The 22,433-nt window shown below is 51.8% G+C and carries 20 protein-coding genes; 10 read left to right on the forward strand and 10 right to left on the reverse strand.

Annotated features, from left to right (window positions below):
* Window positions 1–111: 111 nt before the first annotated feature.
* Window positions 112–558: a YccF domain-containing protein gene (locus HV229_RS16185; protein WP_016152485.1), complete on the forward strand. Its 447-nt coding sequence runs from the start codon at window positions 112–114 to the stop codon at window positions 556–558.
* An 18-nt stretch (window positions 559–576) separates the two neighbouring features.
* Window positions 577–2,730, forward strand: coding sequence for a YccS family putative transporter (yccS, locus tag HV229_RS16190; protein ID WP_181545908.1), 2,154 nt, complete (start codon window positions 577–579; stop codon window positions 2,728–2,730).
* On the opposite strand, the gene HV229_RS16195 is transcribed toward yccS, so the two are convergent.
* Entirely contained in the window at window positions 2,708–3,322 is a 615-nt protein-coding gene (locus HV229_RS16195) for a TfoX/Sxy family DNA transformation protein (RefSeq protein WP_016152483.1), read from the reverse strand. The genes yccS and HV229_RS16195 overlap by 23 nt on opposite strands.
* 216 nt (window positions 3,323–3,538) lie before the next feature.
* Here HV229_RS16195 and sulA point away from each other — a divergent pair, with 216 nt between their 5' ends.
* Both sulA and ompA read left to right on the forward strand, forming a co-directional pair.
* The gene (gene sulA / locus HV229_RS16200; RefSeq protein ID WP_019076414.1) at window positions 3,539–4,048 is read left to right on the forward strand and encodes an SOS-induced cell division inhibitor SulA; all 510 of its coding nucleotides are present in this window, start codon (window positions 3,539–3,541) and stop codon (window positions 4,046–4,048) included.
* Between the two features lie 357 nt (window positions 4,049–4,405).
* Window positions 4,406–5,464: a porin OmpA gene (gene ompA / locus HV229_RS16205; RefSeq protein WP_046275731.1), complete on the forward strand. Its 1,059-nt coding sequence runs from the start codon at window positions 4,406–4,408 to the stop codon at window positions 5,462–5,464.
* 98 nt (window positions 5,465–5,562) lie between these two features.
* On the opposite strand, the gene matP is transcribed toward ompA, so the two are convergent.
* Window positions 5,563–6,015 (reverse strand): macrodomain Ter protein MatP, encoded by a 453-nt coding sequence (matP, locus tag HV229_RS16210; protein ID WP_181545910.1) that lies wholly within the window; start codon window positions 6,013–6,015, stop codon window positions 5,563–5,565.
* Window positions 6,016–6,200: 185 nt separating this feature from the next.
* On the opposite strand from matP, the gene HV229_RS16215 reads away from it, so the two are divergent.
* Window positions 6,201–7,961 carry a Lon protease family protein gene (locus HV229_RS16215; RefSeq protein ID WP_080858512.1) on the forward strand — a complete coding sequence of 587 codons (1,761 nt, stop codon included), beginning with the start codon at window positions 6,201–6,203 and terminating at the stop codon, window positions 7,959–7,961.
* 68 nt (window positions 7,962–8,029) lie between these two features.
* Window positions 8,030–8,548 carry a bifunctional 3-hydroxydecanoyl-ACP dehydratase/trans-2-decenoyl-ACP isomerase gene (gene fabA / locus HV229_RS16220; RefSeq protein WP_003035875.1) on the forward strand — a complete coding sequence of 173 codons (519 nt, stop codon included), beginning with the start codon at window positions 8,030–8,032 and terminating at the stop codon, window positions 8,546–8,548.
* 107 nt (window positions 8,549–8,655) lie between these two features.
* On the opposite strand, the gene rmf is transcribed toward fabA, so the two are convergent.
* From rmf to rlmKL, 6 genes are all read right to left on the reverse strand, one after another.
* Window positions 8,656–8,823: a ribosome modulation factor gene (gene rmf, locus HV229_RS16225; protein WP_003035871.1), complete on the reverse strand. Its 168-nt coding sequence runs from the start codon at window positions 8,821–8,823 to the stop codon at window positions 8,656–8,658.
* 258 nt (window positions 8,824–9,081) lie between these two features.
* Window positions 9,082–9,645 (reverse strand): membrane integrity-associated transporter subunit PqiC, encoded by a 564-nt coding sequence (pqiC, locus tag HV229_RS16230; RefSeq protein WP_016152478.1) that lies wholly within the window; start codon window positions 9,643–9,645, stop codon window positions 9,082–9,084.
* Complete coding sequence (gene pqiB, locus HV229_RS16235) at window positions 9,642–11,282, reverse strand: intermembrane transport protein PqiB (protein WP_003836843.1); 1,641 nt, start codon at window positions 11,280–11,282, stop codon at window positions 9,642–9,644. The genes pqiC and pqiB overlap by 4 nt, the downstream gene beginning before the upstream one ends.
* 4 nt (window positions 11,283–11,286) lie before the next feature.
* Window positions 11,287–12,534, reverse strand: a complete 1,248-nt coding sequence (gene pqiA / locus HV229_RS16240) for a membrane integrity-associated transporter subunit PqiA (protein ID WP_016152477.1) — start codon at window positions 12,532–12,534, stop codon at window positions 11,287–11,289.
* A gap of 15 nt (window positions 12,535–12,549) precedes the next feature.
* Window positions 12,550–14,457 (reverse strand): ABC transporter ATP-binding protein, encoded by a 1,908-nt coding sequence (locus HV229_RS16245; protein WP_016152476.1) that lies wholly within the window; start codon window positions 14,455–14,457, stop codon window positions 12,550–12,552.
* 12 nt (window positions 14,458–14,469) lie between these two features.
* Window positions 14,470–16,578 (reverse strand): bifunctional 23S rRNA (guanine(2069)-N(7))-methyltransferase RlmK/23S rRNA (guanine(2445)-N(2))-methyltransferase RlmL, encoded by a 2,109-nt coding sequence (gene rlmKL, locus HV229_RS16250; RefSeq protein ID WP_016152475.1) that lies wholly within the window; start codon window positions 16,576–16,578, stop codon window positions 14,470–14,472.
* A gap of 98 nt (window positions 16,579–16,676) precedes the next feature.
* Here rlmKL and HV229_RS16255 point away from each other — a divergent pair, with 98 nt between their 5' ends.
* Window positions 16,677–17,783, forward strand: coding sequence for a YcbX family protein (locus HV229_RS16255; protein ID WP_181545912.1), 1,107 nt, complete (start codon window positions 16,677–16,679; stop codon window positions 17,781–17,783).
* Here HV229_RS16255 and zapC read toward each other — a convergent pair.
* Both zapC and pyrD read right to left on the reverse strand, forming a co-directional pair.
* Window positions 17,780–18,322 carry a cell division protein ZapC gene (zapC, locus tag HV229_RS16260; protein WP_016152473.1) on the reverse strand — a complete coding sequence of 181 codons (543 nt, stop codon included), beginning with the start codon at window positions 18,320–18,322 and terminating at the stop codon, window positions 17,780–17,782. The genes HV229_RS16255 and zapC overlap by 4 nt on opposite strands.
* 165 nt (window positions 18,323–18,487) lie before the next feature.
* Window positions 18,488–19,498 carry a quinone-dependent dihydroorotate dehydrogenase gene (gene pyrD / locus HV229_RS16265; RefSeq protein WP_016152472.1) on the reverse strand — a complete coding sequence of 337 codons (1,011 nt, stop codon included), beginning with the start codon at window positions 19,496–19,498 and terminating at the stop codon, window positions 18,488–18,490.
* A 242-nt stretch (window positions 19,499–19,740) separates the two neighbouring features.
* Between pyrD and ssuE the strand changes: the two genes are divergently transcribed.
* Genes ssuE through ssuD form a run of 3 tightly spaced genes read left to right on the forward strand, consistent with a single transcriptional unit; the run spans window position 19,741 to window position 22,425 of the window.
* Complete coding sequence (gene ssuE / locus HV229_RS16270) at window positions 19,741–20,316, forward strand: NADPH-dependent FMN reductase (RefSeq protein ID WP_016152471.1); 576 nt, start codon at window positions 19,741–19,743, stop codon at window positions 20,314–20,316.
* The gene (locus tag HV229_RS16275; RefSeq protein WP_080858510.1) at window positions 20,309–21,283 is read left to right on the forward strand and encodes a sulfonate ABC transporter substrate-binding protein; all 975 of its coding nucleotides are present in this window, start codon (window positions 20,309–20,311) and stop codon (window positions 21,281–21,283) included. The genes ssuE and HV229_RS16275 overlap by 8 nt, the downstream gene beginning before the upstream one ends.
* A complete protein-coding gene (gene ssuD / locus HV229_RS16280) occupies window positions 21,280–22,425 on the forward strand; it encodes an FMNH2-dependent alkanesulfonate monooxygenase (RefSeq protein ID WP_047414147.1) in 1,146 nt (381 codons plus the stop codon). The genes HV229_RS16275 and ssuD overlap by 4 nt, the downstream gene beginning before the upstream one ends.
* Window positions 22,426–22,433 lie beyond the last annotated feature (8 nt).

Genomic DNA, 22,433 nt, shown 5'->3' on the forward strand with positions numbered 1-22,433 from the left:
TCCACACGAAGAGGTTTGCTTATCAGTGTAACCGCCAGAGAAAACGTGCTCCAGCCCAAAAAAACGTTACAATTGCCGAATTCACAGAAAACCAGAGTTAACCGAGGGTTTATGCGTACTGTTCTGAATATTTTAAATTTTGTGCTCGGGGGATTCGCCACCACCTTAGCCTGGTTACTGGCTACGCTGGTCAGTATTGTGCTGATTTTTACTCTCCCCCTGACCCGCTCATGCTGGGAAATTACCCGACTCTCGCTGTTTCCCTACGGTAACGAAGCGATTCATGTCGATGAGCTTAATCCAGCGGGCAAAAACGTCCTGTTGAATACCGGAGGCACCGTGCTCAATATTTTCTGGCTGATTTTCTTCGGCTGGTGGTTGTGCCTGATGCACATTGTCTCCGGTATTGCCCAGTGCATTACGATTATTGGTATCCCGGTTGGCATTGCGAATTTCAAAATCGCGGCGATTGCACTGTGGCCGGTGGGTCGCCGGGTAGTGTCAGTTGAAGTTGCTCGCGCAGCGCGTGAAGCCAACGCGCGTCGTCGCTTCGAATAATCAGGACCGATGGCCTTTATGTTAAGTCCTCTGCTCAAACGCTATACCTGGAACAGCACCTGGCTGTACTACGTGCGGATTTTTATCGCGCTTTGCGGCACAACAGCGCTTCCCTGGTGGCTGGGTGACGTTAAGCTGACCATCCCGCTCACGCTGGGTATGGTCGCAGCCGCGCTTACTGACCTGGACGATCGTCTTGCAGGTCGCCTGCGCAATTTGATCATCACGCTGGTGTGCTTTTTCATTGCCTCGGCCTCGGTCGAACTGCTCTTCCCATGGCCATGGCTGTTTGCCCTTGGGTTAACGCTCTCCACCAGCGGCTTTATACTGCTGGGGGGATTAGGGCAGCGCTATGCAACCATCGCCTTTGGCGCGTTGCTGATCGCCATTTACACGATGCTCGGCACCTCGCTTTACGATCAGTGGTATCAGCAACCAATCCTGCTGCTCGCGGGCGCCATTTGGTACAACCTGTTAACCCTGACCGGACATCTTCTGTTCCCTATTCGCCCGTTGCAGGACAATCTGGCGCGTAGCTATGAACAGTTAGCGCACTATCTGGAACTGAAATCGCGTCTTTTTGATCCCGACATAGAAGATGAAAGCCAGGCGCCGCTGTATGATTTGGCTCTTGCGAATGGGCAACTGATGGCGACCCTAAACCAGACAAAGGTGTCACTGCTGACCCGCCTGCGCGGCGACCGCGGACAGCGAGGAACACGTCGTACGCTACATTACTATTTTGTGGCGCAGGATATTCACGAACACGCAAGCTCCTCGCATATTCAGTATCAAACGCTGCGCGACCATTTCCGCCACAGCGATGTGATGTTCCGCTTCCAGCGCCTGATGTCGATGCAGGGGCAAGCGTGTTCGCAACTGTCTCGCTGTATTTTATTACGCACGCCTTATCAGCACGATCCGCACTTTGAGCGCGTCTTCACCCATATTGATGCTGCACTTGAGCGCATGCGCGCGAGTGGTGAGCCTGCCGACCTGCTCAACACGTTGGGATTTTTGCTGTCAAACCTGCGGGCCATTGATGCCCAGTTGGCTACCATTGAGTCCGAACAGGCTCAGGTACTTTCGCGCAATGAGTCTGAAAATCAACTTGCCGATGACAGCCCGCATGGGTTCAGTGATATCTGGTTGCGTCTGAGCCGTAATTTCACGCCTGAGTCCGCCCTGTTTCGTCATGCTGTTCGCATGTCGCTGGTGCTCTGCGTCGGCTATGCCATTATCCAGATAACCGGAATGAACCACGGGTACTGGATCCTGTTGACCAGTCTGTTTGTCTGCCAGCCAAACTACAACGCCACCCGACATCGTCTGGCACTAAGGATTATCGGCACATTAGTCGGGATCGCCATTGGGTTACCGATCCTGTGGTTTGTACCTTCTCTCGAAGGGCAATTGATCCTTCTGGTGATCACCGGCGTGTTGTTTTTTGCCTTTCGTAACGTCCAGTACGCGCATGCCACCATGTTTATCACGCTGCTGGTGCTGTTGTGCTTTAACCTGCTCGGTGAAGGTTTTGAAGTTGCACTTCCGCGCGTCATCGATACGTTGATCGGCTGTGCCATCGCCTGGGCTGCTGTCAGCTTTATCTGGCCAGACTGGCGTTTTCGGAATCTGCCGCGGGTGATTGAACGGGCCACTGACGCTAACTGTCGTTATCTTGATGCTATTCTCGAACAATATCATCAGGGGCGTGATAATCGTCTGGCATACCGTATCGCCCGCCGTGACGCGCACAATCGTGATGCGGAACTTGCTTCGGTGGTGTCGAACATGTCGAGTGAACCGGATGTCACGGCCCAAACACGCGAAACGGCGTTCCGCTTGCTGTGTCTTAACCATACGTTTACCAGCTATATTTCCGCCCTCGGCGCACATCGCGAGCAGTTAACCAATCCTGACGTTCTGGCATTGCTGGATGATGCCGTCTGCTATGTAGATGATGCGCTTCACCATCAACCTGCTGATGAGCAGCGCGTATACCAGGCGCTGGAAGATCTGAAGCAGCGAATTCAGCATCTCGAGCCACGTCCGGACAGTAAAGAGCCGCTGGTCGTACAGCAAGTTGGGTTACTGATTGCCCTGCTCCCGGAGATTCGGCGATTACAGCAACAAATTGCCGTGCTGCCATCTAATACCCCGGTTCCGGCGTAAGAGAACTCACCCACTCCACCAGCTCCTGGCGACGCGTCGCTGGGAGCGCGGCTTCATGCACCCCGTCAACCGCTCCTTCAAGGGCATAGAGTATTTTTACCGTTAAGGCAGGGTTATTTTGCCGAAGTTTCAACCAGCACATCTGAGCTCCCAGCGATCGCAATGTCCCCTCATCCTTAATTCCTGCTTCATTTAGCAAGGTCTCCAAATGAAACGTCATATTCGGTAATTCCCGCAGGCGATGTTGTGCAAAGCGACTCTGTTTTTCCTTAACGGCTGCATCGAGTGAAAATTGTGATAGCGATACTAACTGCTGCTGGTTCTGCCACAGGGTATCGTTCACCTGGTAATAATTGAGTACAACCGGACGTCCGCGCTTGATAAATGTTAGCCAGACAGGAGAATTTTTTACACAGTACTGGGCGCTCTGCTCACAGGCGCGAAGATATAACTCACCGCTGGCAACCATGGCAAAGACCGTATCACCAACCGTCAGACTATAGCCGCCAAACAGTGAGCGGTAGTGAATTGTTCCCAGAGAAGCCAGATATTCTTGTGATTTATAGATTCTTGCATAAGACTTTTCTTTCATAAAAATCCTTTTAAATCATAACGTAAGCAAATAATTTGCAGTAGCAGATCCGTTAATGACGAAAATAGGCAACTTATGCGTATGGGGCAAGATGAATTTTATTTTTCCCGTGATGATGACTAAAAATTGCGAACCTGTTTCCGAAAATTAGGTTGATCTTTATTAAGGGCGGGGTTACTGTACATCCATACAGTAACTCACAGGGCTGGATTGATTATGTACACTTCAGGTTATGCAAATCGTTCTTCGTCGTTCTCTTCCGCATCGAGCAGCATTGCGCGCGTTTCAGCAGAGAACGCTACCGCTGGGCTTATCAGTGAAGTGGTCTATCGCGAGGACCAGCCCATGATGACGCAGCTCCTGCTGCTTCCCCTGCTGCAACAATTAGGGCAACAATCACGCTGGCAGCTGTGGCTGACGCCTCAGCAAAAATTAAGCCGTGAGTGGGTGCAGTCGGCCGGGCTTCCATTGACCAAAGTCATGCAAATCAGCCAGCTCTCCCCCTGTAATACGCTGGAATCGATGGTTCGTGCGCTGCGCACAGGTAACTACAGCGTCGTCATCGGCTGGTTGACGGAAGAATTAACCGAAGATGAACATGCCGAACTGGTAAAAGCGGCAGATGAAGGTAATGCGATGGGATTTATCATGCGTCCTGTTCGCGCTCAGTCACTTGCGGGGAGACAGCATTCCGGGCTAAAAATTCACTCGAATTTGTATCATTGAGTAAAATTAGGATTTATCCTGGAATTTTTTTTCATGTTTTAATTTGCCATTGAGCTGTAACGCGTTTTCCGGCTGAAGGCCTGTCTGAAGCGGTTTTCAGGAAATCTTCAGTACATTTATTCATCTATAAATGTTAAATATTGTGTATACAAGCCTTTTTTTTTCATATGCCTGACGGACTTCACACTTGTAAGTTTTCAACTACGTTGTAGACTTTACATCGCCAGGGGTGCTCGGCATAAGCCGCAGATATCGGTAGAGTAACTATTGAACTGGTCCCCGGGTGAAGGATTTAACCGTGTTATCTCTCTTCGGAGATATTCATGGCGAATTTTGGATGATAACGAGGCGCAAAAAATGAAAAAGACAGCTATCGCAATTGCAGTGGCACTGGCTGGTTTCGCTACCGTGGCGCAGGCCGCTCCGAAAGATAACACCTGGTACACTGGTGCTAAACTGGGCTGGTCTCAGTACCATGATATTGGTAACAACCAGATCAACAACGCTGGTCCTACCCACGAAAGCCAACTGGGTGCTGGTGCGTTCGGTGGTTATCAGGTTAACCCGTACGTTGGTTTTGAAATGGGTTACGACTGGTTAGGTCGTATGCCGTACAAAGGCTACACCGACGCTACCCATCAAAACGGCGCTTTCAAAGCTCAGGGCGTTCAGCTGACCGCTAAACTGGGTTACCCAATCACTGACGATCTGGACGTTTATACCCGTCTGGGTGGTATGGTTTGGCGTGCAGACGCTAAAAACAACGAAGGCTTCAAAGACCACGACACTGGTGTTTCCCCAGTATTCGCTGGTGGCGTAGAGTATGCAATTACTCCTGAAATCGCTACCCGTCTGGAATACCAGTGGACCAACAACATCGGTGACGCGAACACCGTTGGCGGTCGTCCGGATAACGGTCTGTTGAGCGTTGGTGTTTCCTACCGTTTCGGTCAGCAGGAAGAAGCAGCTCCAGTAGTTGCTGCTCCGGCTCCGGCTCCGGAAGTACAGACCAAACACTTCACTCTGAAGTCTGACGTTCTGTTCAACTTCAACAAAGCAACTCTGAAACCAGAAGGCCAGCAGGCTCTGGATCAGATGTACAGCCAGCTGAGCAACCTGGATCCGAAAGACGGTTCCGTAGTGGTTCTGGGCTTCACTGACCGCATCGGTTCTGACGCTTACAACCAGGGTCTGTCCGAGAAACGTGCTCAGTCCGTTGTTGATTACCTGATCTCTAAAGGTATTCCTTCTGACAAAATCTCTGCACGTGGCATGGGCGAATCCAACCCGGTTACTGGCAACACCTGTGACAACGTGAAAGCTCGCGCTGCACTGATCGACTGCCTGGCTCCGGATCGTCGTGTTGAGATCGAAGTTAAAGGTATCAAAGACGTTGTAACTCAGCCTCAGGCTTAAGTTATCGTCTTATGAAAAAACCCCGCTTTGCGGGGTTTTTTTTTCACTTTTTATCAATCAAAGCACGCCTGTACACAACACATTTAGCCATTCTGTGGTTATTCTTTTCCCAGCAGCGCCTGTAAATCCTGCTTCAATGTCGACATTTTATTCGCGTACTTCTCTTTATGCTCTGCGTCTTCAATCAGTTGCACAATGGTTTCAGAAAGCGTTTTACCGCGCCGCTGCGCAAGCCCCGCTAAACGCTGCCAGACCATAAATTCCAGATCGATAGATTTCTTTCGCGTATGCTGATGCTCCGCGTTAAAGTGCCGCTTACGCCTCGCCCGTATGGTTTGTTTCATACGATTTAGCAACGCAGAGTTCATGTGTTCTTCAATCCAGGTATTGACCCGAACCGGTTCATTTTCGAGGGTTAGCAACAAATCAACGGCTTCTTCGGCAGCGCTGGCCTCTACGTAACGGGTGATTGATTCCCCCTCACGATGCTTCTTCACCAGATACTTCCATTTCCAGCCGCTTTCAAGGTTTTCAAGTTGTTGATATTTCATTGCGATCTCAATGTTACCGTGTAACTCTTATCAGAATATCAGATTTTTCGGCATCTGAAGAAAAGAATATCCAGCCTGTGAACTGTCGCGCGTCATCGCATTCGTTTCACAGCGCTTTCCACGTGTGCAGTGATGATGGTTACGGTATAATCTTGTTTTTTACAACAGACTAAAAAACATCAACTTTGACCATTACGAAACTTGCATGGCGTGATCTGGTTCCTGACACCGATAGTTATCAGGAAGTATTTGCACAGCCGCACGTCACTGACGACACCGATACCTTACTTAGTGATACTCAGCCACGTTTACAATTTGCGCTGGAGCAGCTTCTTCAGCACTGGACGACGTCTTCGTTCATGCTGGTAAAAGCGCCGGAGGAGCTTGAGTACATCAACCTTATTGCACAGGCCGCGCGGCCTCTGCACTCGGATGCCGGAAGTCTCACCGGAGGTCATTATGATATCTCCGGTCACACTATCCGCTATCGTGCAGCTGAGACAGCAGAAGACAATTTTGCGACATTAACCCAGGTAGTCTGCGCTGACTGGGTTGAAGCCGAACAACTGTTTGGCTGTCTGCGTCAGTTCAACGGCGAAATTACCCTACAGCCAGGCCTTGTGCATCAGGCCAACGGTGGTGTGCTGGTTATTTCGTTGCGCACGCTACTGGCCCAACCGCTGCTGTGGATGCGCCTGAAAGCCATTGTCAGCCACGAGCGTTTTGACTGGGTAGCTTTTGATGAGTCTCGCCCGCTGCCCGTCTCCGTTCCACCTATGCCGCTTAAACTCAAAGTGGTATTAGTCGGTGAACGTGAATCACTGGCAGACTTCCAGGACATGGAGCCGGAGCTGGCTGAGCAGGCTATTTATAGCGAGTTTGAAGATAATCTGCAGATAGTGGATGCCGAAACCATGACGCAATGGTGTCAGTGGGTAACACATACCGCTACGCGCAACAATTTGCCCTACCCGGCCCCTGATGCATGGCAAGTGCTGATCCGTGAAGCCGTTCGTTATACCGGCGAACAGGATACATTGCCGCTTAACCCGCTGTGGATCACCCGTCAGTTCAAAGAAGTGGCCCCGTTATGCGAGGGCGAAACCTGCAACGCTGAGCAGTTCAGCCTGATGCTAACCCAGCGTGAATGGCGGGAAGGTTTCCTCGCCGAACGAATGCAGGATGAGATCCTGCAGGAACAGATCCTGATCGAGACGGAAGGCGAGCGTATTGGCCAAATCAACGCCCTGTCGGTGATTGAATTTCCTGGTCACCCCCGCGCGTTTGGTGAGCCTTCTCGTATCAGCTGTGTGGTTCATATTGGCGACGGCGAATTTACGGATATTGAGCGCAAAGCCGAGCTTGGCGGAAATATTCATGCGAAGGGTATGATGATTATGCAGGCGTTCCTGATGTCGGAACTCCAGCTTGAACAGCAAATCCCCTTCTCTGCCTCGCTGACCTTTGAGCAATCCTACAGCGAAGTGGACGGCGACAGCGCGTCCATGGCAGAACTTTGCGCATTGATTAGCGCCCTCGCCGACGTTCCTGTTAATCAAAGCATCGCCATTACCGGTTCTGTCGATCAGTTTGGTCGGGCACAACCTGTTGGTGGTCTGAACGAGAAAATTGAAGGCTTCTTCGCCATCTGTCAGCAGCGTGAGCTGACAGGCACACAGGGCGTTATCATTCCTTCAGCGAATGTCAGACACCTGAGCCTGCAGCCCGCTCTGCTACAGGCCGTAGAAGAAGAAAAATTCACTATCTGGGCGGTGGACGACGTGACCGATGCGCTGCCACTGTTATTAAATCTGGTGTGGGATGGTGAAGGCCAGACAACGCTGATGCAAACTATCCAGGAGCGTATTGCTACGGCAACGCAGCAGGAAGGTCGTCACCGTTTTCCCTGGCCGCTACGTTGGCTGAACTGGATTATTCCGAACTGATCGGACTTGTTCAGCGTACACGTGTTAGCTATCCTGCGTGCTTCAATAAAATAAGGCTTACAGAGAACATGGTAGATAAACGCGAATCCTATACAAAAGAAGACCTTCTTGCCTCTGGTCGCGGTGAGCTGTTTGGCGCAAAAGGGCCACAACTGCCTGCACCAAGCATGCTGATGATGGACCGTGTCATCAAGATGACCGAAACCGGCGGCAACTTTGACAAAGGTTATGTTGAAGCTGAACTGGATATCAACCCGGACCTGTGGTTCTTCGGATGCCACTTTATCGGCGATCCGGTGATGCCGGGCTGCCTGGGTCTGGATGCCATGTGGCAGCTGGTTGGATTCTATCTCGGCTGGCTGGGCGGCGAAGGTAAAGGCCGCGCGCTGGGCGTAGGCGAAGTTAAATTCACCGGCCAGGTTCTGCCGACTGCGAAGAAAGTGACTTACCGCATTCACTTCAAACGCATCGTTAATCGTCGCCTGATCATGGGCCTGGCTGATGGTGAAGTGCTGGTTGATGGTCGTCTAATCTATACCGCAAACGATCTGAAAGTGGGTCTGTTCCAGGACACTTCCGCGTTCTAATCCCGGTCAGCGTAGCCGCCAGACATTAACGTTTGTTCGTCTTGTCTGGTGGGCAAAAAGGCGAAACCTCCGCTCTGCGGAGGTTTCTTTTATCTAAAGAGACAGAATCAGGCCATTAAAACCCTATCCCCCATGGCTTCTCGCCAGCCTCCCAGCCAGTATGACCTCTGATTCAGCGTCTGATAGGGACACATTTCTTTTGAGCGTCCGGCAATGCCGGCCTGATATCCACGTTGATGTGCCCGTTCCAGGCGATCTCGTTTTTGTCTCTTCATGCCTCGTTTCCCTCATCTTTTGGGTCTGGTGGAAAAGAAAACAGTGATTACTAAGTGTGCAATCACACTAAAACGAATACCCCTAAACATCAGGCTCGTCAATGCGCAAAATTCACGCCAGTGTCATATTTGTGAGCTACCCGCAAAATCATTTGTACAAAAATAGTCTGTCAGAACAGCTATCTCCACGGCTAAAAAAATAAAAAAAACCGCCCCGGGCAATGAACCAGGGGCGGCATAATTTACAATTATTTAAGCTTAAGGGATGCGTTTCAGCTCTTGAGCCATTGCCGTCGCTTCCTGGCTCCAGGCGTTGGCCAGAACCTTCACCATCTCATCATAGCCGTCTTTAGTCTGTACAGCTTCGATGTGGAATGGACGCTTGATCAACTGCCCCTGGTGATTCAGCAGCCATTCACCGCTCACGATAACCTTACCATCGTACCGACCGTGGAAGCCGGTCACGGTAACGTTCAACGTGTCCTGAGTGCTTCCCAGCGGCTGCGAAGCGACAACCCAGCCAGGCAACTGCATACTGAGGTTCGTAACCAGGGTATTGCGCAATTGCTGATCTAATGGGCTGGCCCAGAGATTATTATTCGCTATCACATATTGCACATCGCTGGTCTGGTAAACCACCCCATTACCCGCCAGATAGTCCGGGACCGCAATCTGTTCAACCCACAGCAGACGGTTACCCTGGTTAGCTGAGCTCTGTACGCCCCCTTGCGCGATAGGAAGCTGGTAATAGCTTTTATTTTCTCCGCTGGAGCTGCATGACGTCAGCCAGACCGCCATCATCGCCACTAGCCACTTTTTCATTGTTTCGCCCTCTTCGGCTCTGGATCTTTTTTGTCCTTCGCTTCAAATACCAGCGCATTGCTCTTATCGTTCAACGTTTTCAGTACCGGTTGCAGTTCTCGCAGCACCTGATCAAGACGCTGCATATCCGCCACCATCTTGTTGTATGCGGCAGACCCCGGCTGGAAGCCCTGCATACTACGGTTCAGTTCGCGCAGCGTGTTCTGCATATCCGCCGGAAGATCCTGCATCGACTGACTGGACGTGATCTTATTCATGTTGTCCAGCGTGGTTTGCAGATGCTTCATCGTACGCTGGCTTTCCGACAACGTATTGGTCGCCTGCTCAATCATCGGGTTCAACGGCAGATTGTTAATCTTATCCAGCGCTTCCATCAGTCGCTGCTGGATCTGCGCCAGACCACCGCTCACGGTCGGAATAATTTGATAACCGTTAAATTCGCGCACACCGGTAATCGGCGGTTCTTTCGGGTAGAAGTCGAGATCGACATACAGAGCGCCAGTCACCAGGTTCCCGGTTTTCAGCGATGCCCGTAAGCCGCGTTTAAGCAATTCTGCCAGATGAGCGCCAACATCAGTATCTTCTCCCAGCTGTGCCTTCAGACGTTCTGGTTCGATACGTACCAGCACCGGAATGCGGTAATCATTGTTGAAGACCTGACGCATATTCGGTGAGAAGAAAGGTACTTTACTTACCGTACCCAAACGGATGCCACGGAATTCCAGTGGCGCGCCGGGCTGCAGGCCACGAATTGAATCTTTAAAGAACATCAGGTAATCAATATGATCGGTATACAGTGAATCCTGAATACTTTTTTGGTCGTCATAAAGATTAAACGCAGACTGCTGTGCGACCGGTTCGCCTTGTTCCAGCCCTTCTGGCACATCAAAACTTACGCCACCGCCAAACAGCGTGGAGAGAGAGCCCATTTCCACGCGCATACCTGCCGAAGTAAGATCCACGGCGATCCCACTGTCCTTCCAAAAACGCACATTGCTGGTCACCAGACGATCGTTAGGCGCATTGATAAATAGCTGATAGCTAATCGTACGCTTTTGCGCATCAAATGTGCTGGTTTCAACCGAACCTACACGATAACCACGGAACAGAACCGGGTCGCCCGGGCTCAGCTGACCGGCTTTTTTGCTGTCCAGAATCACACGGATCCCTTTCGCATCTGGCGGCGCCAGCGGCGGTGAATCCAGCAGTTGGTAATTTTCCAGCTTGCTGCCTTTATTGCCAGGCTGCAGTTCAATATAAGCCCCGGACAATAGCGTGCCGAGCCCACTGATACCTTCACGTCCAACCTGCGGCTTCACCACCCAAAAGACAGAATCTTTATGCAGCAGCTTTTCCATTCCGGAGTTAAGACGAGCTTTAATTTCCACATGGGTCAAATCATCAGTCAGGGTTGCGCTCTCGACGATGCCGACATCCACGCTGCGGCTCTTAATCGTCGTTTTGCCCCCTTCAATACCTTCGGCATTGGTGGTAATCAGCGTGACTTGTGGCCCCTGATGACTGTAGTGATAAAACAGGACCCACGCGCCAATGAGGGCAGTGACTATAGGGAATATCCACACGGGCGACCAGTTTTTTACCTTTTGCACTTTGGCTTCCCCACTTTTAGATTCCATGCTGTCAGGACTCCTCATGATCTGGTTCACGGTCCCACGACAGACGGGGATCAAATGTCATCGCAGAAAACATTGTCATAATGACGACTAAAGCAAACATCAAAGCACCCATTGCAGGATAAATGTTCATTAACCCTCCCATGCGCACCAGCGCAGAGAGTACGGCAATTACAAAAACGTCGATCATTGACCAGCGACCGACAAATTCTACAACCTCGTAAATTAAATGCATTCGTTCACTGTCGCGTTTGCCGTGCCCTTTGGCATCCCAACACAGCCAGGCAATGGCGATCATTTTCAACGTCGGCACCATAATACTGGCGATAAAGATAACCGCAGCCACCGGGTAAGAGCCTTCGCTCCAGATTAAAACCACGCCCTCGAGTATCGTTGAAGGCAGCTTTGACCCGAGCAGATCGGTGATCATGATCGGCAGAATATTGGCAGGAAGATAAAGCATGATCGACGTAAACAGTAATGCCAATGTCCATTGCAGACTGTTTTTACGTCGCACATAACCTTTCGTCTGACAGCGTGGGCATACCAGCTCGTCTGCCGGAAGAATAGCGGTGCAGCAGGAACAGGAACGCAATCCTTGTCGGATGCCGGGCACACCAGGCTTTAATTCCTGCTTAATGGCTGGCATAGGGGCAATATCATCCCACAGCCAACGGCGATCCACACACTGAAAAGCCCGCAACTGGAGCATACAAAACATGCACCACGGGATGAAGCTGCTGCCCACACCGATATCGCCGTAGGCCATCAGCTTAACAAAGCTCACCAGCACGCCCGCGAGGAAAATTTCTGCCATTCCCCAGCTTTTTAACTGAAACAAAATACGCGCCAGCCATGTTTTAAGCCGCTCAGGCATATGAACCCGATTCACCAACAGCAAAATGGTCAACAAGCAAAAAGCGGGAACCAACTGAACGAATAAGATAAAGAAGGTACCGAGGCTGGCGTAATCTTCCGAAAAGAGAACGCTGGGGATTTGCAGCAGCGTCACTTCGCTGCTCACCCCCGCAACATTCATATTCACAAAGGGAAAGAGGTTTGACAAAAGCAGCATAAATAATGCTGCTAACACATAGGCGGTAGGACGCTGCCGTGGCGCGTCCCACTCAACCGTTAACGTAGTGCCACATCGTGGACATGCCGCTTTCTGACCATGCTCAAGGCGAGGTAACGCCACCAGCATGTCACACTGCGAGCACAGAATATGCTTCGCGGCATGGTGATGTTCGCACATATGTGCTCCTTTAAATTATGCGCCGTTCTTCAAAGACTCAAGATACTCCCAGCGCTCAAAGGCTTGCTCAAGTTCTTGTTCAGCTTCGTTCAGATTAGCTAATACCTGTTGCGTTTGCTCATGCGGCTGACTGAAAAAAGCGGCGTCAGCTACCTGAGCTTGTAATGCTTCCAGTTTAGCTTCCAGTTCTTCAAGCAGCGCGGGGAGCAGCTCCAGTTCGCGCTGCAGTTTATAGCTTAGTTTGCTCGTGCTGCGTTTGACAATTTCTGCTTTAGGAGCAACGGTTTCCTCTGTTTTTTTCGCAACTGGCTGTTTAAACGCCACATACTGCGATTGCTGGCTGCGCGCATCATGATAACCGCCGACATAACGACCAATCTTACCGCCGCCTTCGAAGATCCAGCATTCGGTTACGGTATTATCCACAAACTGACGGTCGTGGCTCACCAACAGCACGGTGCCCTGGTAGCTATCAATCAGCTCTTCAAGCAGTTCCAGCGTTTCGACGTCCAGATCGTTCGTTGGTTCATCGAGAATCAAAAGATTACTGGGTTTGAGAAAAAGACGCGCCAGCAGTAGGCGATTGCGTTCCCCACCAGAGAGCGCACGTACTGGCGTCATCGCCCGTTTCGGATGGAACAGGAAATCCTGGAGATAGCCCAGCACATGGCGAGGTTTACCGTTAACCAGCACCTCTTGCTTACCCTCAGCAAGGTTGTCCATCACGGTTTTATCCGGATCCAGTTCGGCGCGGTGCTGATCGAAATACGCCACTTCCAGCTTCGTGCCGACGTGAATGCGTCCGCTGTCAGCCTGAAGCTGACCTAACATCAGCTTCAGCAGCGTTGTTTTACCGCAGCCGTTAGGTCCAATTAGCGCAATCTTGTCGCTACGTTGCACCTGCGCGGAGAAATCTTTTACCAGTTGCTTTCCATCAACCTGGTAATCAACATTCTCCATTTCGAAGACAATCTTGCCAGAACGGCTCGCCTCTTCGACCTGCATCTTCGCCGTGCCCATCACTTCGCGACGTTCGCCACGCTCGCGACGCATGGCTTTCAGTGCCCGCACGCGGCCTTCATTACGGGTACGACGCGCTTTGATGCCCTGACGGATCCAGACTTCTTCCTGAGCCAGCTTGCGATCAAATTCCGCGTTTTGGAGATCTTCCACCCGCAGCGCTTCTTCTTTATCCAGCAGATACTGATCGTAGTTCCCCGGATAGGTCACCAGCTTGCCGCGGTCGAGATCGACAATACGCGTCGCCATATTGCGAATAAATGAACGGTCGTGGGAAATGAAAATAATTGTCCCATTGAAGGATTTCAGGAACCCTTCCAGCCAGTCGATAGTTTCAATATCCAGGTGGTTAGTTGGTTCATCCAGCAGCAGTACGCGCGGGTTGCTCACTAACGCGCGGCCCAGCGCCGCCTTACGCAGCCAGCCGCCCGAAAGCGAAGAAAGCGCGGCGTTAGGATCCAGTCCCAGTTGCGCCAGCACTTCATTAATGCGGCTTTCGAGCTGCCACAGATTATGGTGATCGAGCATTTCCTGAACCCGCGCCATTTCATTCAGGTTTCTGTCGCTGGGATCGGTCATCACCAGGCGCGAAATATCGTGATAACGCTTCAGATATTCAGCCTGTTCCTCAATACCTTCAGCAACGAAGTCATAGACGCTGCCCTCAACATTACGCGGCGGATCCTGCTGCAGACGCGCCACAACCAGGTCCTGCTCATAAATAATACGCCCGTCGTCAAGACCCTGTTCACGGTTGAGGATCTTCATCAGCGTCGACTTACCTGCGCCATTACGGCCAACCAGACAGACGCGTTCGTTATCTTCGATATGCAGTTCTGCATTATCAAGAAGCGGCGCATCGCTGAACGACAGCCATGCACCATGCATACTGATCAATGACATTTATTTATCCTTTCAGGCTGCGGTAATCAGCCAGCAATTGTGGATCTGACGGTTACGGGCAAAGTCCTGGGAAAGCGTTTTTTGGGTGATTTCTTGTGCTTTTAATCCCAGTTCAGCCAGACCGTCGAGATCCATACGGAACCCACGCTTGTTGTTGGAGAACATGATCGTGCCGTCTTTACGCAGCAGACGTTTCAGATCTTTCATCAGCGCCAGATGATCGCGCTGTACATCAAAAGAGTCTTCCATACGTTTTGAGTTAGAGAACGTCGGCGGATCGATGAAAATCAGATCAAACTGTTCATTGGCATCGCGCAGCCAGCCCAGGCAATCAGCCTGAATTAAACGGTGAGCGCGACCACTCAGGCCGTTCAGGCGCAGGTTACGCTCAGCCCACTCCAGGTAGGTACGCGACATATCAACCGTCGTGGTGCTACGCGCACCGCCCAGCCCGGCATGAACGCTGGCACTACCGGTGTAGGAGAACAGGTTAAGGAAATCCTTACCTTTACTCATCTGGCCCAGCATGCGGCGCGCAATACGGTGATCGAGGAACAAACCGGTATCAAGATAGTCTGTCAGGTTGACCCACAGGCGCGCGTTGTACTCGCTTACCTCAATGAATTCACCCTTCTCATTCATCTTCTGATACTGGTTCTTCCCTTTCTGCCGCTCACGGGTTTTAAGCACCAGTTTATTTGGCGCGATTTCAAGGACCGACAGCGTTGCGGCAATGATATCGAACAAGCGTTGACGTGCTTTTTGCGCATCGACCGTCTTCGGCGGAGCGTATTCCTGAACCACGACCCACTCACCGTAACGGTCCACTGCAACGTTGTATTCCGGCAGGTCAGCATCATACAGGCGATAGCATTCAATTCCTTCCTGACGAGCCCATTTTTCCAGCTTCTTGATATTCTTGCGCAGGCGATTGGCATAATCTTCCGCGACCGTGGCTGGCTTGCTGTCCGCAGTGGTCTCTGCAACGTGATAGTTTTTCTGTACGCAATCCAGCGGACCGTTTTTCGCTTTGAACTGCTTGTCAGCACGTAATTGCAGGCTGCTGAGCAAATCCGGAGAGGCGCTGAACAGCGACAAATTCCAGCCGCCAAACTGGTTTTTCATCGTACGGCCCAGCAAGCTATGCAGGGCAATCAGCGCCGGTTCGCTATCCAGACGTTCGCCGTAGGGCGGGTTACTGATCACCGTACCATACGGTCCCTTCGGCAGTGGATTACTCAGTTTGGCGACATCTTTAACGTCAAATGTCATCAGATCGGCAATACCTGCGCGGCGGGCGTTACTACGCGCTTTTTCAATCACGCGCGCATCGCTGTCGGAGCCATAGAAGTGCGAAGTATAGTCAGCAAGCCCCTTACGCGCACGCACCTGAGCTTCGGCTTTAACCTCTTGCCAGACGGCTTCATCGTGCTGTGCCCAACCGCTAAAGCCCCAGTACCCGCGATGCAGGCCCGGCGCGCGATCGGTTGCCCACATCGCCGCTTCAATCAGCAGCGTGCCGGAGCCGCACATCGGATCGAGTAACGGTGTGCCCGGCTGCCAGCCAGAACGCATAACAATAGCGGCGGCCAGCGTCTCTTTAATCGGCGCCTGACCCGCGCGATCGCGATAACCGCGCTGATGCAAACCGTCACCGCTCAGATCGAGCGCAATGCTGGCGGTATCTTTGTTCAACCAGACATTGATTCGCAGATCCGGAGATTCACGATCCACATTCGGACGCGGCAGATTTTTGCGGGTAAAGGCATCGACAATCGCATCCTTGACCTTCAACGCGCCGTACTGGCTGTTACGAATGGTCTCGTTCAGGCCGCTAAAATGGACGGCAAACGTAGCACCAGGATTAAATATCTCTGTCCAGTCGATTGCCTGAACGCCGAGGTACAGATCAAGATCGCTGTAGACCTTGCACTCTCCCATCGGCAGGATAATGCGCGAGGCCAGGCGGCTCCACATCAGGCTCTGGTAAACAAGCCGCGTGTCGCCCTTAAAATGGACCCCACCCTGAACGACCTGACACTCCAGCGCGCCGAGGTTTTCCAGTTCAGTTTTTAACAGCTCTTCCAGCCCACGGGCCGTACTGGCAAACAGAGAATTCATAATGTCACTTTTACTCCTAGAAAATTGCTGCGCATTATAGCTAATATGGGCTGTATGTCATAAAGTTGAAGGCTTATTTTCGTTCAAGGGGCTGTGCAGTGGTAACGTTGACCCGACTTTTTATTCATCCGGTTAAATCAATGCGTGGAATTGGACTCACGCACGCCCTGGCAGACGTGAGCGGTCTCGCCCTGGATCGTATATTTATGATTACCGAACCCGACGGGACGTTCATTACCGCCCGACAGTTCCCGCAAATGGTCCGCTTTACCCCTTCCCCTTTCCACGATGGACTTCATCTCACGGCTCCAGACGGCAGCAGCGCGCTCGTGCGATTCGCAGACTTCGCCACCCAGGATGCGCCGACAGAAGTGTGGGGAAACCATTTTACCGCGCGTATTGCACCAGCGGCTATCAACCTGTGGCTGAGCGGCTTTTTCTCCCGTGACGTGCAGTTGCGCTGGGTGGGTCCGCAACTGACACGCCGGGTGAAGCGCCACGCTGATGTTCCTTTGTCCTTTGCCGATGGTTATCCCTACCTGCTGGCCAACGAAGCATCTCTGCGCGATGTGCAACAGCGCTGTCCGGCAGGCGTCAAAATGGAACAGTTTCGCCCCAATCTGGTGGTTTCGGGGGCTGACGCCTGGGCAGAAGACACCTGGAAAGTGATTCGCATTGGCGACGTCATTTTTGATGTGGCAAAACCCTGTAGCCGCTGCATTTTCACTACCGTTAGCCCAGAAAAAGGCCAGAAACATCCGTCTGGCGAGCCGCTCGCCACGCTGCAAACCTTCCGGACAGCGGTGGATAACGGCGACGTTGATTTCGGCCAGAATCTTATCGCACGCAACAGTGGCGTTATTCGCGTCGGCGATGAGGTAGAGATTTTGGCAACCGTTCCCGCCAGAGCTTACGGTGCGGCGGAGCCAGACGATACCGCACTGGAACAACAACCCGATGCCACGGTACTTATTGACTGGCAGGGACAGACCTTTCGCGGAAATAATCAGCAGGTATTGCTTGAACAACTGGAAAACCAGGGTATCAGGGTGCCCTATTCATGCCGGGCAGGAATTTGCGGATGCTGTCGAATTCGACTGTTGGAAGGCGAAGTTAGTCCGCTGAAAAAATCAGCGATTGGGGATGACGGGACGATTCTGTGCTGCAGTTGCGTTCCCAAAACGACAATCAGGCTGGAGAGTTAAACCGCCTGCTCAAGGCTGAAACTGTCGGCAATAACCTGCGGTTTCAGTCTGTCATTCATTATTTTAATCGCGTCGCCAAGCTGCATTGTGCGCCCGGCAATAACCACACCAGGTTGTGCAAGCAGACAAAGCGCGGCATTTTCACCCGGTTCAACCACTAACAGGTTTACCTGTTCATCCGTATCGCTTAAATCCACACAAGCAGCATCCCCCACGACTGGCGACCAGTTAATACCGTGTGCGACAAAGTGCCAGCTTTTTGGCATTTGCGGTTTAAGGTAACGAATCGCCACCAGCGCATTAAGCACCAGTTCCGCCTTTTGCTCTTTGGCTAAATCCAGGTAGCGACATTTTTCTTCAAAGGAAAAATAAAGCGCGGCGTCATCAACACAAAAACCCGACGGAGAAAATGCATCCGGAGTGAGCATTTTACGAGCAAAACGCGAACGGAATAACATGCCATTGGCTAAATCGAGCATCATACGATCGTGCTCTTCATCATAATACCAGCGCCAGTTATCGTCGGGTTTAATTCGCATCAGTTTCTCTCCTTTCCTTAATCATCACCATTACGACAGTATCCTTTTGCCGCTTCGTTTATTGCCTTAATAATAAAAGCTCAGAATGTTTAAATAAGCAACAGTAAAGGAATATAAAACAACCAGGGCCAGAAATAAAGCCCTGGATTGTGATTAAGGTAGCATTCAGATATTGGTGACGATTTCTTTAATCAACGGTGGGCCTTTAAAAATAAAGCCCGAATAAATCTGTACCAGGGAAGCACCAGCAGCTATTTTCTCACGCGCGGCGATTACTGAGTCGATGCCACCAACCCCAATAATCGGCAGCTGACCTTTTAATTCCTGAGACAACTGGCGAATAATTTCTGTACTTTTTAATTGTAACGGTCGACCGCTGAGGCCGCCCATTTGATCGCAATTTTTCATTCCCTGAACGAGAGAACGATCGAGAGTGGTGTTAGTCGCAATTACGCCATCAATATTATGACGAACTAAACTATCAGCAACCTGGATCAGTTCTTCCACAGAAAGATCCGGGGCGATCTTAACCGCCACTGGAACATATTTATGGTGGATCGCTTGCAGATCATTTTGCTTATTTTTAATTGCCGTCAGAAGATCATCCAGCGCCTCACCATATTGCAGCGTACGTAATCCCGGCGTATTCGGTGAAGAGATATTAATCGCGATATAACCAGCATAAGCATAGACTTTTTCCATACAAATCAGATAGTCATCTTTGCCGTTCTCTACCGGAGTATCTTTATTCTTACCAATATTAATCCCCAGAATACCGTCAAAATGCGATTTTTTGACGTTCTCAACCAGGTTATCAACCCCCAGGTTATTAAACCCCATGCGGTTGATCAAACCTTCTGCATCGACCAGACGAAACAGACGTGGTTTATCATTACCCGGCTGAGGACGCGGCGTCACGGTACCAATCTCAATGGAACCAAATCCCATCGCGCCGAGCGCATCAATGCACTCCCCGTCTTTATCCAGTCCGGCAGCAAGCCCGAGTGGATTTTTAAACGTCAGCCCCATACAGGTAACCGGTTTTGCGGGTACTTTCTGGCGGACAAGCGCTTCGAGCGGCGTGCCGGTAATGCGACGTAATTGCTGGAATGTCAATTCATGAGCGCGCTCTGGATCGAGCTGGAAAAGGGCTTTACGAACGAAGGGGTAGTACATGAACTCTCCTGGATTCCCGGTGTGCAAACCGGGGGCGTATTATGTGCGATCGCGAGCAAAAAGGGAATTGACCTGCGGCAATAAATAGCAATCGTTTTCCTGCTTCCTCCTTTTTATTCATTTTTCAACTTTTCTATCCCGTATAAATCATTTCGATAAACAAAGTCTCTCTGCCAGACTGCACAAATTGTTATCAATGTTAATCAAAAGCAAACAATTGGTTATAAGGGGAGAATAAAATTATGCGCGTCATCACTCTGGCGGGAAGCCCACGCTTTCCCTCTCGCTCCAGCGCGTTGCTGGAATATGCCCGAGAAAAATTGAACGGCCAGGATGTCGAAGTCTTTCACTGGAACCTGCACAACTTTGCCCCGGAAGACCTGATCTATGCCCGTTTTGACAGTCCGGCGCTGAAGACATTTATCGAACAACTACAGGATGCAGACGGGCTGATTGTCGCAACGCCGGTCTACAAAGCCGCTTACTCTGGCGCACTGAAAACGCTGCTCGATCTACTCCCCGAGCGGGCGCTGGAAGGAAAAGTGGTTTTGCCGCTGGCGACCGGCGGCAGCGTGGCGCATTTACTGGCCGTCGATTACGCGCTGAAACCGGTGCTGAGCGCGTTAAAGGCTCAGGAGATCCTGCACGGCGTGTTTGCCGATGATTCGCAGGTCATCGATTATCAGCATAAACCGCAGTTTACGCCCAACCTGCAGCAGCGCCTGGACAGTGCGCTCGACACTTTCTGGCTGGCGTTGCATCGTCGCGATCTCCAACTCCCGCAACTGAACGCCCTGCGAGGTGCCGCCCATGCTTAATCTGCTCAAGCGTCACACCTCATGGCTGGCATTTACCGGGCTGCTGTCCCTGTCATCCTTGGTGCATGCCGCAGAATCGGCTCCGGATGCTCTGCGCATTGGGTATCAGAAAGGAAGCGTCAGTATGGTGCTGGCAAAAAGTCATCAGCTACTGGAGAAACGCTACCCACAGACCAAAATCTCGTGGATTGAGTTCCCGGCTGGACCGCAAATGTTGGAAGCACTCAATATCGGCAGTATCGATCTCGGCAGTACCGGTGACATTCCGCCAATTTTCGCCCAGGCCGCCGGAGCCGATCTGGTTTATGTGGGCGTCGAACCACCCAAACCGAAAGCCGAAGTGATTCTGGTGCCGAAAAATAGCCCGATCCAGAGCGTTGCGCAGCTCAAAGGGCATAAAGTCGCCTTCCAGAAAGGTTCCAGCGCCCACAATTTACTGCTCCGGGCGCTGCAACAGGCAGGGTTGAAATTTACCGATATTCAACCGACTTATCTGACCCCCGCCGATGCGCGAGCGGCCTTCCAGCAAGGAAACGTCGATGCGTGGGCTATCTGGGATCCCTACTATTCGGCCGCATTACTGCAAGGTGATGTGCGCGTGCTGAAAGACGGCTCAGACCTCAAGCAGACCGGTTCGTTTTATCTCGCTGCACGTCCTTATGCCGAAAAAAATAGCGCTTTTGTTCTTGGCGTACTGGATACCTTTAGCCAGGCGGATGCGTTAACTCTCAGCCAACGCCAGCAAAGTATTACTCTGCTGGCTAAAACCATGGGCCTGCCCGAGCCGGTAATTGCGTCTTATCTGGATCACCGTCCGCCAACCACCATTACGCCCGTCAGCGCCTCTGTTGCCGCCCTACAACAACAAACCGCCGATCTATTTTATGACAACCGTCTGGTGCCGAAAAAAATCGATATTCGCCAGCGTATCTGGCAACCCACTCAGCAGGCAGGAGAAAAATTATGAGTCTGAACATGTTCTGGTTTTTACCCACCCACGGTGACGGTCATTATCTGGGGACGGAAGAAGGTTCGCGCCCGGTCGATCACGGTTATTTGCAACAAATTGCGCAAACAGCCGATCGTCTGGGATTTACTGGCGTTCTGATCCCAACCGGTCGCTCCTGTGAAGATGCCTGGCTGGTCGCCGCGTCGATGATCCCAGTCACCCAGCGATTAAAGTTTCTGGTCGCGCTTCGTCCAAGCGTAACCTCGCCGACGGTCGCCGCCCGCCAGGCTGCGACGCTCGACAGACTCTCTAACGGCCGGGCGTTATTCAACCTGGTAACCGGCAGCGATCCACAAGAGCTAGCGGGTGACGGCGTGTTCCTTGATCACACCGAGCGCTATGAAGCCTCTGCTGAATTCACTCAGGTCTGGCGGCGTTTGCTGCAAGGTGAAACCGTGGATTTCAACGGCAAACACATTCATGTCCGCGGGGCGAAACTGTTTTTCCCTCCTGTACAACAACCCCGGCCACCGCTTTATTTCGGCGGTTCGTCTGATGTTGCACAAGATCTTGCTGCCGAGCAGGTTGATCTCTATCTGACCTGGGGCGAGCCGCCTGAACAGGTGAAAGAGAAGATTGAACAGGTGCGGGCCAAAGCGGCGGCGCTCGGGCGCAAGATCCGCTTTGGTATTCGTCTGCATGTGATCGTCCGGGAGACAACACAAGAGGCGTGGCAGGCAGCGGATCGTCTGATAGCCCATCTGGATGACGACACCATTGCCAAAGCCCAGGCCGCCTTCTCAAGAGCGGATTCGGTTGGTCAGCAGCGAATGGCTGCACTGCACAACGGTAAACGCGACAAACTGGAAATCAGCCCGAACCTGTGGGCAGGAGTAGGACTGGTGCGCGGTGGCGCGGGTACCGCGCTGGTCGGAGATGGTCCGACGGTCGCGGCGCGTATCAACGAGTATGCCGCACTGGGAATCGACAGTTTTGTGTTGTCCGGGTATCCACATCTGGAAGAGGCATACAAGGTTGGCGAGCTGCTGTTCCCACATCTGGATGTCGCTATACCAGAAATTCCACAGCCGCAGCGCCAGCATCAACAAGGTGAAGCGGTGGCAAACGAATTTATCCCACGCAAAATCGCGCAAAGCTAAGGAGCCTG

Origin of the sequence: Citrobacter sp. RHBSTW-00524 (assembly GCF_013747755.1) — a bacterium.
GTDB classification, from domain to species: domain Bacteria; phylum Pseudomonadota; class Gammaproteobacteria; order Enterobacterales; family Enterobacteriaceae; genus Citrobacter; species Citrobacter braakii.

Bases quoted from the DNA above. Each gene is read 5' to 3' on its own strand.
- HV229_RS16185 (WP_016152485.1), top strand. From the start codon at position 112: ATGCGTACTGTTCTGAATATTTTAAATTTTGTGCTCGGGGGATTCGCC.
- yccS (WP_181545908.1), top strand. From the start codon at position 577: ATGTTAAGTCCTCTGCTCAAACGCTATACCTGGAACAGCACCTGGCTG.
- HV229_RS16195 (WP_016152483.1), bottom strand. From the start codon at position 3,322: ATGAAAGAAAAGTCTTATGCAAGAATCTATAAATCACAAGAATATCTG.
- sulA (WP_019076414.1), top strand. From the start codon at position 3,539: ATGTACACTTCAGGTTATGCAAATCGTTCTTCGTCGTTCTCTTCCGCA.
- ompA (WP_046275731.1), top strand. From the start codon at position 4,406: ATGAAAAAGACAGCTATCGCAATTGCAGTGGCACTGGCTGGTTTCGCT.
- matP (WP_181545910.1), bottom strand. From the start codon at position 6,015: ATGAAATATCAACAACTTGAAAACCTTGAAAGCGGCTGGAAATGGAAG.
- fabA (WP_003035875.1), top strand. From the start codon at position 8,030: ATGGTAGATAAACGCGAATCCTATACAAAAGAAGACCTTCTTGCCTCT.
- rmf (WP_003035871.1), bottom strand. From the start codon at position 8,823: ATGAAGAGACAAAAACGAGATCGCCTGGAACGGGCACATCAACGTGGA.
- pqiC (WP_016152478.1), bottom strand. From the start codon at position 9,645: ATGAAAAAGTGGCTAGTGGCGATGATGGCGGTCTGGCTGACGTCATGC.
- pqiB (WP_003836843.1), bottom strand. From the start codon at position 11,282: ATGGAATCTAAAAGTGGGGAAGCCAAAGTGCAAAAGGTAAAAAACTGG.
- pqiA (WP_016152477.1), bottom strand. From the start codon at position 12,534: ATGTGCGAACATCACCATGCCGCGAAGCATATTCTGTGCTCGCAGTGT.
- HV229_RS16245 (WP_016152476.1), bottom strand. From the start codon at position 14,457: ATGTCATTGATCAGTATGCATGGTGCATGGCTGTCGTTCAGCGATGCG.
- rlmKL (WP_016152475.1), bottom strand. From the start codon at position 16,578: ATGAATTCTCTGTTTGCCAGTACGGCCCGTGGGCTGGAAGAGCTGTTA.
- zapC (WP_016152473.1), bottom strand. From the start codon at position 18,322: ATGCGAATTAAACCCGACGATAACTGGCGCTGGTATTATGATGAAGAG.
- pyrD (WP_016152472.1), bottom strand. From the start codon at position 19,498: ATGTACTACCCCTTCGTTCGTAAAGCCCTTTTCCAGCTCGATCCAGAG.
- ssuE (WP_016152471.1), top strand. From the start codon at position 19,741: ATGCGCGTCATCACTCTGGCGGGAAGCCCACGCTTTCCCTCTCGCTCC.
- HV229_RS16275 (WP_080858510.1), top strand. From the start codon at position 20,309: ATGCTTAATCTGCTCAAGCGTCACACCTCATGGCTGGCATTTACCGGG.
- ssuD (WP_047414147.1), top strand. From the start codon at position 21,280: ATGAGTCTGAACATGTTCTGGTTTTTACCCACCCACGGTGACGGTCAT.